The organism is Brevibacillus borstelensis (genome assembly GCF_003710865.1).
GTDB classification, from domain to species: Bacteria; Bacillota; Bacilli; order Brevibacillales; family Brevibacillaceae; genus Brevibacillus; species Brevibacillus borstelensis.
The window spans coordinates 107,069-119,605 of record NZ_RHHO01000016.1; the positions used below are offsets into that span (position 1 = coordinate 107,069).

The window sequence follows — 12,537 nt, forward strand, 5'->3', positions numbered from 1 at the left end:
GCAAAACCTTGCAATGAATATAAAAAATTACTTTTCCTTTGAAGGAATACAGTTTCTCCAGACGAATAATTACCAATATTTAGAATTCTATCAAATGACAGGAGGAGAATGTGTGAAAAAACAAGCGAAATCGTTCATTCCCTTATCCCTCTCCGCAGCCTTATTGTTCAGCGTTGCTCCCGGCGGTGTCTACGCTTCCGAGGATCTGAGCAAACGGGAGCTGTCAAAGCTGAACAGCGTCACCAATGCAGTAGTGGAGCAGGGAGCAGCAACAGCCAAAATCTCTCCCCGCCTGAACACAACATCGCGGAAAGAGGTAAGCGTCATCGTCCAGCTGCAAGGAGAACCTGCCGCGAGCGAAGCGTCCTACAAACGCGGTTCGCGCTCTTCTGCCACGCGCTCGGCTGAATCGCGTGTCTCCCGCGAACAAACCTCCTTCTTGAAGGAAGCGCGCAAGAAAAATATCGATCTACATGTAGAACGCACTTTTTCACATGTCTTCAACGGGATGGAAATGACGCTGCCTGCCAACGAAATCGAGAGTCTGGCCAGCCTGCCGCAGGTAAAAGCGGTTTATGAAAACACGATCTACACCATCCCCGATGTCGAGCTTGACGCGATGAATGGCCGCGAATTCAAGTACGATATCGCTCCCCTCAAGCAGATTGGCGTCCTGGATATGTGGGATGCAGGTCTCACCGGAAAAGGGTTGAAGGTCGGTGTCATCGATACAGGTGTCGACTATCTGCATCCTGACCTGAAGGATGCCTACAAAGGCGGCTACGACTCCTACGACAATGACAAGGACCCGTATGAAGAGGCGCCCATCTCGCCCGATGACGATGCAAAAGGCGAAGGTGGCTACGAGGGCTCCTCGCACGGTACGCACGTCTCCGGGACGATTGTGGGCCGCGCCAAGAACAAAACGTCCGATGTGCAGGTAAAGGGGATCGCCTATGAGGCCGATCTCTACGTGTACCGGGTACTCGGACGAAAAGGCGGCAGCTCCGCACAGGTGATCGACGGTATCGAAAAAGCGGTGAGAGACGGCATGGACGTAATCAACCTGTCACTCGGGGCAGACATCGAAAAGAATGCCGACTCCCCCGACTCGATTGCGGTCAACAACGCGATGCGCGCAGGCGTCATCACTGTAGTCGCCAACGGCAATGCCGCCTCCGACGAGCCGGGCAGATTTTACTACACGGCTGGCTCCCCGGCAGGAGCGAAGCTGCCGATCTCTGTCGCGGCAGTGAATTCTCCAAGCGTTCTGTACGACGCTTCCGCCAGCTCATCTCTCGGCCAAGACTACCAATTCCACGTCATGGCCTGGCAGATCAGGGAAGACAATTTCAGCGAGCTGATCGGCACAAATCCGCTCCCTGTCGTGTACGCCAACCTGGGCTCGGTTCAAGATTTTGAGAAGGTAGACGTAGCTGGCAAGGTCGCTCTCGTGTCCCGCGGCACCCTCGCCTTCACTGACAAAATCATCAACGCGAAAAAGGCTGGCGCTGTAGCGGTAATCGTCTTTAATGGAAACGACAAAGACGGCGATGGACAGGCAGACCTCAATCTCCCGCCGGAAGATCGCGGCGGTTATGTGGACACCATACTGGGCGACCAGATGGATGCTATCCCTACCTTTGACATGAAGGGAACGGAAGGACGGGCTCTCGCCTTGCAGCTCCTGAACAATCCGTCCAGTCCTGTCACCCTTACCTTCTCCAGCGACTATCCGACCACCAGTGACAATGGAGACAAGGTAGCCAGCTTCAGCTCCCGCGGTCCCGTGCTTGGCGACAATTACTCGATCAAGCCGGATGTAGGCGCCCCAGGGGTTTCCATTCTGTCCGCTTATCCGGCATGGTCCAAGCTGATCGACGGTGCCAGCTACGAGAAGGCATACGCTCGCTCCAACGGAACCAGCATGGCGACCCCGCACGTTGCCGGCCTTGCTCTCCTGTTGAAGGAGGCCCATCCGGAATGGACTCCCTTTGACGTAAAAGCCGCTCTGTCCAATACGGCAAAGCCGCTGTATGAGGAAGAGGATGTTCTCTACGACGTTTACTCCCAGGGAGCAGGCCGCGTCGATGGATTTGCGGCGATGAAAACTCCTGCCCTGCTGCAGACAGTAGAGCAGCTCACCATCTTAAACGAAGATTTTGAAGCGGAGACGATCGAATACAACGGCTCCAACTACAGCTTCGGTCTGCTGAAAGCAGGCAGCAAGCCTGTTTCGCAAACGCTGCAAGTCAAGAACACGTCCGATAAAGAAGTGAGCTACAGAGCCGAGGTCAACATGCACAGCTCGGTAACCACCGATCCTTATCGTCCAAAGGATACACCGGACCCGAACAACATCGATGTCAAGCTGTCGACCAAGAATATCACCGTAGACGGCGGCGAGATTGAAACCTTTACCCTGACTGTAGAGCCGCAGGAGGATGCGGAGGAAGGCGTGTACGAAGGTGAAGTTGTCCTGCGCAGCTCCGATCGCAGCATTCCCAAGCTCCATCTTCCGTTCGTCATCCACGTGGGCGACAAGCCGGAGGATACCCACTTTGGCCTCGACAATATGAAGCTGTCCAGCGCCATCCTGTCTCCGGACGGTGACGGCGAAAACGATACGATCACTGTAGAAGCATTGCTCCAGGCTGAAGGCGTCAATGTGATCGAGCTGGAAGCCTGGAGCATGGATGACACGTACATCGGTACGATGGCTGCTCTGTTTAACGATTACAAACCATTTGCTCCCGGCCCGATCACCTTCTCCAACATCGACGGCACGTACGTGAACGGTTCTCTCATACCGAAGAAGCTGGATCCAGGCGTCTACAAGCTGCGCCTGGTGGCACAAGTAGTCGACCCTGATCTGCCGAGAGGCGAACAGGTCGTCGAAACGTATGAGATCTGGAAGTCGTTCAAGCTGGAAATCAACGAAACGGAAAAAGGCAAGCGGACAACGGAGAAGAACGACGATAGCCTGAAGCAAGCGGCTGAGGAATTTGAAGGCAATGTCGTCAATACTGACAAAGTAGGCGAGGCTGTTCTGGAACTGCCGGAAGACTCTGATGCAGTGACCTATGCCGTCACCGAAAGCTCCCATCCCGAGCTGATCGACAATGCGGGCGTACTGCTTGCACTGCCGGAAGAAGGCAATGAAACCGTCACACTCTGGGTTACGATTGCATCCAAAGACAACCCGGATCAAACTGAAAAAGTGAAAGTAAAAGTGAAGCTGGAAGCTGGAGAAGAATCGCGATAACACCGCAAGAAGGGCTGTCCCCGAAAAGTAGGAACCTACTGGACGGGGCAGCCCTTCTCTATTGTTTCATCCGTTTATTCCCTGCTGCCCATGGAGGGTTGGAGATCTTCACCCTCCACGATAATCGCCATCATTTCCCTCTACGCAAGTTTCCCCAAAGCAGTGAGAATCTCATCTTCAATCGCATATAAACGTGAGTCTGGTCCCCCTGCTGCGGGAGGATGGGAGGATTCCCAGGCTATCGTGCGGGCAAAAGCTTCTGCGCGTGAAACTTTTTCGGAAAAACCGAGCAGACGGCGAATCTTCCCCGTATCGATCTCGATGTGTTGGCTGGTCTCTATCCCCAGTTGCATGGAGGGGGGCAGCATGTCGGGAGCTGCCGTTACGATACTCCCCTGCCAGCCAACTTGTGCCGCGATGCCCATGATCCAGTCACGCAGCGAGTAGCTGTCCGACTCCCCGACGTTGAAGATTTCCCCCTTTGCCCGTTCGTCCTCCGCTGCCAAAACGATGGCTGCCGCCACATCCTCCACGTATCCGCGGGTCCAGCGCCAATCGTCCAGCCCCTCTTCCAGCAGGATGTACCGTCTGCCGTCCATCATCGGCTTCAGATACGGATACATGCGGTTTTGATAGTCTCCGGGGCCGTATACCATCGGCAGGCGGAGTACCGTTCCCGGCAGGCTGGGGCTGCTCATGACGACCCTTTCTACGAGCACCTTGTCGTAATCCTGTCTGTCGTCTCTCATGCCGCGGAACGGATACCGCTTCTCGCCCAGCGGCGACTCCTCCGTCAGCAGCCCGCGCTCGACAGGGCCTTCCTCGATCCGGTTCAATATCTGAAACGCCCTGTATACATCACAGCTGCTGATCGCTACGACACGATCGGCAATTCCGTCGAAAACAGTCATCATACTCGTCGCATCGGACTCGGTATAAGGAAACATGTCAATCACGACATCTGCCTGATACTCGGCAAACTGCTGGCGATAGCTTTGCAGCTGCACTCGGTCCCCGATGATTCGTCTGACCTCATCAGGAAATCCACCATCTGCTTTCAACTCGCCGCGGTTGAACACCGCTACTTCGTGACCGGCCGAGACAAGCTGTCTGACCACATGCGGGCCGATAAAACGAGTCCCTCCCAACACCAGGACTTTCATCTCCCATCTCTCCCCCGCGCTACAGTTTTTCGATTACCTTGTCGACAATTCCGTACGCTCTTGCTTCCTCTGCGGTCATGAAATAATCGCGGTCGGCATCCCGCTCCACTTTTTCAACCGGCTGTCCGGTCCGCTTTGCGATAATCTCAAACAGCAAGCGGCGATGGTTCAGGATCCGATCTGCCTGGATTTTGATGTCGCTTGCCTGTCCCTGGCTCCCGCCCCACGGCTGATGGATCATGATCTCCGCATTGGGCAGGGCGTAGCGTTTACCCGGAGCTCCTGCCAGCAGCAGGAAAGAGCCCATCGAGGCGGCAGACCCGATGCATATCGTAGAAACGGCAGGCTTAATGAATTGCATCGTATCGTAAATGGCCATCCCCGCCGTGATAGAGCCCCCCGGGGAATTGATGTACAGATGAATATCCTTTTCCGGGTCCTCCGCTGTCAGAAACAGCATTTGGGCGACTACCGCATTGGCTACTTGATCGTCGATTGCGCTGCCCAAAAAGATGATCCGGTCTTTTAACAGACGGGAGTAAATATCGTAAGAACGCTCTCCATAGCTGGTTTGCTCCACTACAACCGGTATCAGATTCATGTTCATGCCTCCTGTCTTCTTGTTTACTCATTTCCACACAACGAAGAGTTACGCGGCAGCTCTCCTGCCCAGCATAGCCTGAGGGGCTGCTTGTTTGCGCTCGGCCGCTTCAAAGCCGGACGACACGATGGTGACAGTAGCTGGATTCTCTTTGGGCCCGACTGTCCAACTGGTTACCGTCGCTTCCTGCTCCACTGTTCCACGGCCGCTCTCACGCGTAGGAAAGGGAATGACCGAACGATCCTGCTGCCTGACATCACTTTCCCAAATGACTACTGCTTGCTTTTTCATTACCGGCATCATTTCTCTTCTCCTCCTTGGGCGATTTGGGGATAAACAGCCAGCACAACTTTATACGCTTCCTCTGTCTCGTCATGTGCTTGATATTTCTCGACAAGCTGGCTTACCAACTGCACGTACTCCTGCACAAAAGCGCTGCGCTGTTCCTTTGTTGCCAGCCGGATACTGGTATCGACCGTCGCACTCGGGACCTCCTCCTGCTGATCCGATCTCTCCAGGAGTGTAAGGGCATCCCGCTTGATCCGTTCGGCGGCCGTGATCAGATGGGACAGCGACCCTTGATCCTTGATCCGGTCGACGGTCTCTTTCGGCCAGTTAAGCGTCTCCGACAAAATGTAGGTCCGGGCGATAGCCTGGTACAGCACCTCTACCAGATTTCTCACCTGCCGCGTACCGACCCGGCGTACCAAACCGACCTTTTCCAGCGCCTTGAGATGGTAATTGACCCGTTGGGGGATTTCGTTGATCCCGCGGGCCAGTTCGGCCGCGGAGGCAGGTTCGGTCAATCGACCGAGGATTTCCGCCCGCAGCGGATTGAGCAGAGCCATGGCCTGGTCCGGCGACTCGACGACATACGTTTCCAATACTTGTTGATCCATTATATGCACCTCAGAAAACTTATTGTTCACGTAAAAATATTTTATTACGTTGATCTCCCTTTTGTCAAATGGTGGAAAGGCCTTTTTTTGCAATCCATGTATCAGCCAGTGATAAAGCTGCTCCAGATTTTGTGGGTTGCACCCACTCCCGGAACGGAGTTACAATATGGGGTACCAAGAACCGAGGTTCTTGCCAGCGCCAATCAAAAGGGGGGAAATCACCGATGGAAGATCTGATTCTTCTGTTTTCGCTGGATGATTTCTTCGCCTTGCTCGCCTTGTTCGCGGGCTGCTACACCTCTGTTTCCTACATACAGAACTGGTGTCGTCCGCAGAGATTGCCTAATGGCTGGCGTTCTAGCGATACTTACGAACCTTCTATCAATCGTTGCTTGGTCGAGACGTATCCGACGGCGGCAAGGCAGCCGCAGCGCAGACTGATTCTGCGACGCTTGCGGTATGCAGACAGCGACAACGACGGCTCGGCACTCCTGTTTCCGGCATGATCAGAAAATCTGTCGTAAATAAGGAGGTTGATCAGTATGATCGCCAAGTATATCGGAGAAGCTTTGTTGGCTGTAATTGCACTCCCGCTGTTTGCTTACCAGACAGCAGAAAGCTTGCACGCTCTCGCTGATGTGTTTGCTCAGATGACCGATTACTTTAAATGAACATATTATTGGAAATAGGCAACCAGCCTGGCCGCAGCATTACGGTCAGGCTGGTTTTTCTTCTTGTCCAAATCCCACGTTTTCCCATTCGCAAAATGAGGAATACGTCTTTACTTTACCTCGGCATTCGGATATAATGATTATATAATTTAAAAAGCACGAACTTTTAGGAGGAGCCTGTCACCAGTGGCTTTCTTTTGCCTTTTTTCGCAAAAGAGCCAGTGGTGGCAGGCTCTTTTTGCTTGTTTTCCATTTGCAAACAATTTAGAAAAAGGTGGGGATACTGTATGCTAATCTTCCAACTGGCTGTGATCCTGCTCGCCTCCAAAATTGCCGGAGAAGTGAGCTCCAAGCTCGGACAGCCTTCCGTCCTCGGGAAATTGCTGATTGGGATTATCCTGGGCCCTTCGGTGCTCGGCCTGATCTCAAATACGGAGATTCTGAAAGAGATCAGCCAAATCGGTGTCATCCTCCTGATGTTTATTGCCGGGTTGGAGACCGATATAGACGAATTTAAACGAAGCGGAAAATCCTCCATGAATGTCGGCGTCGTCGGCATCGTCGTTCCGCTCGCTCTCGGATACGCTGCCGGAATGGCCATGGGACTGCCCACACTGGAGTCTGTATTCCTGGGTCTGCTGCTTTCTGCCACCAGTGTGAGCATCTCCGTCCAGGCTTTGAAGGAGCTCGGCAAGCTGAAATCAAAAGAAGGCGCAACCATCCTGGGAGCCGCCGTCATTGACGACGTGCTGGTCATCATCGCACTCGCATTTGTCATGAGCTTTGCGGGCGGTGATGTCAATCTGGGAATGGTCGTACTCAAGAAAGTGGCCTTCTTCGCGGTCGTCATCCTGCTCTCCTGGAAAGTCGTTCCGTGGGTCTTGCGGAAATTTGCTCCGTTGAAAGTGACGGAAGCGGTCGTAACGGCCGCCCTCATTATCTGTTTCCTGTTCGCCTACCTGGCGGAATACACCGGAGTGGCCGCCATTATCGGCGCGTACATCGCCGGCATCGCCATCAGCCTGACCAATTATCGCCATGAAGTAACGGAAAAAGTGGAAACGATCAGTTATTCCATCTTCGTACCGGTCTTCTTCACCTCAATCGGGGTGTCGGCCCAATTCAACGGCATTGTCGATCATCTCTGGCTGATTGTCGGCCTTAGCATTTTGGCCGTCCTGACGAAGTTTATCGGCGGAGCACTCGGCGCAAAGGTGTCCGGATTCGGCTGGCGCAGCTCGTGGGGCATCGGGTCCGCGATGGTGTCTCGCGGTGAGGTCGCCTTGATCATTGCATCGATTGGACTTGAGGCGGGGCTTTTGGCTGACAGCATGTTTGCTGTATTGATCGTCGTCGTCCTTGTGACCACGATCGTGACCCCGCCGATGATGAAGATCTTCTTCTCTGAAAAAGAGACAGGGAAAGAGCAAATTGCCCTGAGAAAAGAAGCGTAGCTGCAAGCAATGCATCTGCCAAGAACCAACTGGCTTCAGCATACAAAGAAACTCTCTGCCCGGGACGAACCGGCAGAGAGTTTTTTCATGGATGCCGCAGCTTTACTTAGTTTCGCGGTGCAAAGTGTGCTTTTTTAAGCGGGGAGAGTATTTTTTTAATTCAAGCCGCTCGGGGTGATTCCGCTTGTTCTTCGTCGTGATGTAGTTCCGGTCTCCTGACTCTGTGCATTGCAGCGTTACCTGTACGCGCATCTACGCTCCTCCTTTTTGGGCTGCATCCCTTGAAAGCCCATTGATGATTCGGCTGTTTCTCACAGCGCTGTTTCCACGACAGTATCTGCTGTCGGGAGCGGATCGGCAATCGCGCTCCAATCTCCGCGGTACTCATCCTCAGTCAGCAAGCACCGATCCAGCTTCTGCTCAATCTCTTCCCTGTTCATCTCCATGCCGATAAACACCAGCTCGGTTTGGCGATCTCCATGGTCGGCATCCCATGTTTTCGCCCACTCCGGATCTTCTGCCAGGATGGCCTCCCGCTCCGCTTCAGGCAGAGCTGCGGCCCAGTACCCGGCGGCGCCGATTTCAATCGAAGTTCCTGCCTGGCTCAGCGTCATGGCCAGGTCATTGCGCGTCGCGATCCAGAAAAAGCCCTTGGCCCGCACCACCTCTTCCGGCCAGTCCTCCAGCCAGCTCGCAAAGCGCTCCGGGTGAAACGGTCTTTTGCGTCGGTAGACAAAGGAAGAGATGCCGTACTCATCCGTTTCCGGCGTATGCTCTCCGTGCTCCAGCCCTTTGATCCAGCCGGCAGAACGGCTTGCTTTTTCAAAGTCAAACAAGCCGGTATTCAGGATATCCCTCGGGTGTACATGCCCCCGGCTGGTCCGGATCAGCTTGGCATCCGGCTGCAATTTGCGCAGGACCGCTTCCAGTTCATCCAGTTGTTCCGGCTCCACCAGGTCGCACTTGTTTAGGATCAGCACATCACAAAACTCGATCTGGCTGATCAAAAGATCCACGACATCGCGGCGATCTTCCTCTGCAGCAGCCTGACCGCGCTCCAGCAGGCTTTCTCCGGAGGAAAAGTCGTGCCAAAAACGGTTGGCGTCTACGACCGTCACCATCGTGTCCAGCCGGCAAACGCGGGACAGGTCGATGCCCATTTCCTCGTCGACATACGTGAAGGTTTGGGCAACTGGCACCGGTTCGCCAATCCCGGTCGATTCGATCAGAATGTAGTCATACTTCCCTTCAGTGGCCAAACGCTCCACCTCTGTCAGCAAATCCTCCCGCAATGTGCAGCAGATGCAGCCATTGGACATCTCCACTACCTTTTCCTCGACCCGGGACAGCCCGCCTCCCTGGGCAATCAGCTCCCCGTCAATATTCACTTCGCTCAAATCATTCACGATGACCGCGACTCGCATCCCTTCCCGATTGTTCAACACGTGGTTGAGCAATGTTGTTTTGCCTGCTCCCAAATACCCGCTCAGTACTGTTACCGGAATCCGATTGTCACTCATGCCTATGTACAACTCCCTGTTTGTGGATTGTGATGCGCAACAAATAAATCGTAACAATTACGATTTAACAATCATCCTACACCCCGCAAACAAAAGTTGTCAAGATAAATCGTATTCATTACGATTTAACAACTGCCTGAATCTATTTGCTCCTCCTCTGCTGGAAACAAAAAAAGCTGTCCCCGTCTGCGATAGACAAGGGACAGCCCTTAACCGTCAGTATTCAATGAAAAAGTGCTCGACAGGAGCTGTTTCCTATCTTCGGCTTTCTTGCAAGCTCACATGTTTATTTTTTTGCGGACCGAACGCTCTGAACCGAAGTCCCGACTCCTTGGCCATCTAATGTTACCTTGTACTGTTTCGGGTTATTGAGCGCTGCTTGATCGATCAAAGGTACAAACTTGGTATACTTCCACGTCAGGGCGCTGTATACGCGGCCATTTTTGGTCGGAATGGTCACAAGGATGTCTTTTACTTTGTCCGAGTTGATATAGCCGATGTTCAGCTTCGGCAGGTATCCGGCATCCAGCTTGCCTACGGAAGCAAAGAAATGCTGGCCCCTTCTTCCTTCGCGAACGACGATGCGCAGATCATCGACCGGCAGGCCAAACGCAGCTCCCTCTTTGTGTCCGACCAGCATGACATGGTCTTTGATGCCGTCACCGTTCACATCGGCATACTTGGTGTCGAGTACAAATGTGATGTCTTTATCCAGAGAGATTCCCGTATTGAGGAACACATCAGGAGACGGAAAGTTGTCTGATTCCCCCGGGCTTACAGTCAGGCCGACAAGCTTCGGCTTCTGGTTTTCCAGCTTCCAAATGCTTGTAGCGTGAGCGATCTGGTCGTTTCCGTGCAGTCCCCACATTCTTTGACGCCCCACGTATTGAATCGACCCGTTCTCGGTCACATAGGGAACCAGCTCAGCCAGCTTGTCGGAAAATCCGTTAGTCGGCTGCGTCACTTTCCCCTGCTTGTTATAAATCCCTCTGCGCAGGTACTCGTCTTTGTTTTCCTTGATATCGATATAGGTCGTCGCTCTCGTCTTGTTGTCCACGACTTTGGCGCGGAATCCGTCAATGAACTGGATCGTGAACAAGATCGACTCCTCCGGCGCAATCCGTACGATCTGAACTGCTGTCTGCTGACTTGCTTGTGCCTGAACGGGTGCTCCCGTCCACGTAGAGGTCAATGTGACTGCTCCCCCCAAAACAACTGTACATAACGCTCGTTGCCATGCTTTCATTTCTTTCTTCCTCCCTTAGTACCCAGGCTTTCCTGCTCTTTTTCTCCTGTTATCATTAGCACAGGTCCAGAGTCATGCCTCTTTTCATGTATGTCCCATCCACTTATCCGCCATATTTCGCAATGGATGGGTTTCATTTCTCTGTAATCATAAACGGTATAACCTCCTAAATTGTTGCAGGCAGGTTTCTCCATGCCCATTCTTTTTTTAAGCGGGTCTGTTTTTTTTACCGGTTTGCAACAAATTCACCTCTCGGGCAAGCTACAATAGAGTGGGAATGAAATCATGCGTCTATTTGAGCACCAACAGAAAGGAACGAAAAGACAGATGAAAAAAATCTGGCTGTATTTGGCTGTCTTGTCTGTCGCGCTGACCGGCGGCGGCTGCGGCTTTACCGATACTCCCAACGAACTGATGCGTGCGCCTGCGGCCGACGTCAACCAGCAGTCGATCAATCAGGCGGTCATGCAGTTTCTCCCCCCCGGCTCACAGCTGACCGTGCCGTTGAACCCGGCAGAGTCTAGTGCTGTCGCCCTTCACGACTTGACAGGCAACGGCTCGCCTGAGGTGATCGCCTTTTACAAGACGGAAAAAACCGACTACGAGATCGGCGTCCTGGTCTTGTCACAGAGTGGCGGAAACTGGAAAAAGACTGCCTCTTTCACCGGGATCGGCCGGGAATTGGACTATGTCGATTACGTTGACATGACCGGCGACGGAATTCCCGAGATGCTGATCGGATGGGGCGGAGGAGACGGCCTGAACAAGGAGCTTTCCGTCTATTCCCTAAAAGAAAATCAGCCCGTGGAACTGCTGAAGCAGCCTTATTCGGTCATGGCGGTAGGAGATCTTGCCGGAAATCAGGAGCAAGAGCTGGCCCTCGTCGTTCACGACAACAACAATCTGGTATCCAAAGCAGAGGTGTACGGCCCAACGGACGGGAAACTGTCCAAATGGACGGAGATCCAACTGGACGGCAATGTAAACGGCTACGAGCAGGCAGTCATCGGCAAGGCGTCCCCGACAAAAAATGGCATTTTCATCGAAGCCGGCCTCGGAGCCCATTCCGCTATGACCGAGCTGTTGATCCTGGAAAATGGCCAATTGCTCCGTCCATTGGCTGGCACCCGGGAAGAAATGGAACTGACTTTTAAACCATACAGCCTATATAGTGAAGATATTAACGATGACGGGATTATAGAAATAGGAATTCATACACAGCCGCCAGGCACGGACGAAATGGCCATGGCGGAAATCCCCTGGATCTCTTCCTACTATCAGTGGGATGGCAAAAGCGGCCTAAAGCATATGGAGGATCATTTCCAAAGCACCAGGCTTGGCATCGATTTTCGCATCCCGGATAAATGGAAGGACAAGTTTACGGTTGAGCGAAATCCCGATTCCAATTCGACCGTGGCCCACATGGTCTACTACGGTCAGAACGGCGAGCAGAAAGCGACCCTCCTCACCTTCCAATCGATCCCTCAGCAGGAGTGGGCGAAAATGGAAAAATCCTCTGAGGGCAAGCAGACGCCGTATCTGGTATTGTCAGAACAGGGCAAGCAAGTGCTCGTGGCGATCCAGCCGCAAAAGCCTGACAATCTGAGCAGTGCCGCTTTGCGCGAATACAACGCCATGCTGCTGACCTCGGACGAAATCAGACAGTTGTTCCGACCGTTGAAAATGCAGCTCTAAGCTCGGCCGGTTCGGTTTTCTAA

At 53.3% G+C, this 12,537-nt stretch carries 12 protein-coding genes; 5 read left to right on the forward strand and 7 right to left on the reverse strand.

Annotated features, from left to right (window positions below; all coding sequences use genetic code 11):
- Window positions 1-112: 112 nt before the first annotated feature.
- Window positions 113-3,265, forward strand: coding sequence for a S8 family serine peptidase (locus tag EDM54_RS27235; protein ID WP_024983333.1), 3,153 nt, complete (start codon window positions 113-115; stop codon window positions 3,263-3,265).
- Between the two features lie 140 nt (window positions 3,266-3,405).
- On the opposite strand, the gene EDM54_RS08595 is transcribed toward EDM54_RS27235, so the two are convergent.
- From EDM54_RS08595 to EDM54_RS08610, 4 genes are read right to left on the reverse strand one after another with little or no spacing between them, the layout of a single operon-like run.
- Window positions 3,406-4,428 (reverse strand): NAD-dependent epimerase/dehydratase family protein, encoded by a 1,023-nt coding sequence (locus EDM54_RS08595; RefSeq protein WP_122958072.1) that lies wholly within the window; start codon window positions 4,426-4,428, stop codon window positions 3,406-3,408.
- A gap of 19 nt (window positions 4,429-4,447) precedes the next feature.
- Window positions 4,448-5,029 (reverse strand): ATP-dependent Clp endopeptidase proteolytic subunit ClpP, encoded by a 582-nt coding sequence (gene clpP / locus EDM54_RS08600; protein WP_003389881.1) that lies wholly within the window; start codon window positions 5,027-5,029, stop codon window positions 4,448-4,450.
- 48 nt (window positions 5,030-5,077) lie between these two features.
- Complete coding sequence (locus tag EDM54_RS08605) at window positions 5,078-5,332, reverse strand: hypothetical protein (RefSeq protein WP_003389882.1); 255 nt, start codon at window positions 5,330-5,332, stop codon at window positions 5,078-5,080.
- Window positions 5,329-5,928 carry a winged helix-turn-helix domain-containing protein gene (locus EDM54_RS08610; protein ID WP_035990024.1) on the reverse strand — a complete coding sequence of 200 codons (600 nt, stop codon included), beginning with the start codon at window positions 5,926-5,928 and terminating at the stop codon, window positions 5,329-5,331. Before EDM54_RS08610 ends, EDM54_RS08605 begins: the two co-directional genes overlap by 4 nt.
- 224 nt (window positions 5,929-6,152) lie before the next feature.
- Here EDM54_RS08610 and EDM54_RS08615 point away from each other — a divergent pair, with 224 nt between their 5' ends.
- The 3 genes from EDM54_RS08615 (at window position 6,153) to EDM54_RS08620 (ending at window position 8,053) form a co-directional block, all read left to right on the forward strand.
- Window positions 6,153-6,434, forward strand: a complete 282-nt coding sequence (locus EDM54_RS08615; protein WP_003389884.1) for a hypothetical protein — start codon at window positions 6,153-6,155, stop codon at window positions 6,432-6,434.
- Between the two features lie 36 nt (window positions 6,435-6,470).
- Window positions 6,471-6,599, forward strand: coding sequence for a hypothetical protein (locus EDM54_RS26950; protein ID WP_003389885.1), 129 nt, complete (start codon window positions 6,471-6,473; stop codon window positions 6,597-6,599).
- A 287-nt stretch (window positions 6,600-6,886) separates the two neighbouring features.
- Window positions 6,887-8,053: a cation:proton antiporter gene (locus EDM54_RS08620; protein WP_003389886.1), complete on the forward strand. Its 1,167-nt coding sequence runs from the start codon at window positions 6,887-6,889 to the stop codon at window positions 8,051-8,053.
- Window positions 8,054-8,155: 102 nt separating this feature from the next.
- Here the strand turns inward: EDM54_RS08620 and rpmG are convergent, their stop codons facing one another.
- The 3 genes from rpmG to EDM54_RS08635 form a co-directional block, all read right to left on the reverse strand.
- The gene (gene rpmG / locus EDM54_RS08625) at window positions 8,156-8,305 is read right to left on the reverse strand and encodes a 50S ribosomal protein L33 (RefSeq protein WP_003389887.1); all 150 of its coding nucleotides are present in this window, start codon (window positions 8,303-8,305) and stop codon (window positions 8,156-8,158) included.
- 59 nt (window positions 8,306-8,364) lie between these two features.
- The gene (locus EDM54_RS08630; protein WP_122958073.1) at window positions 8,365-9,573 is read right to left on the reverse strand and encodes a GTP-binding protein; all 1,209 of its coding nucleotides are present in this window, start codon (window positions 9,571-9,573) and stop codon (window positions 8,365-8,367) included.
- A 286-nt stretch (window positions 9,574-9,859) separates the two neighbouring features.
- The gene (locus EDM54_RS08635) at window positions 9,860-10,819 is read right to left on the reverse strand and encodes a YybI family spore inner coat protein (protein WP_024983327.1); all 960 of its coding nucleotides are present in this window, start codon (window positions 10,817-10,819) and stop codon (window positions 9,860-9,862) included.
- 327 nt (window positions 10,820-11,146) lie between these two features.
- Between EDM54_RS08635 and EDM54_RS08640 the strand changes: the two genes are divergently transcribed.
- A complete protein-coding gene (locus tag EDM54_RS08640; protein WP_031932602.1) occupies window positions 11,147-12,514 on the forward strand; it encodes a hypothetical protein in 1,368 nt (455 codons plus the stop codon).
- Window positions 12,515-12,537: the final 23 nt, after the last annotated feature.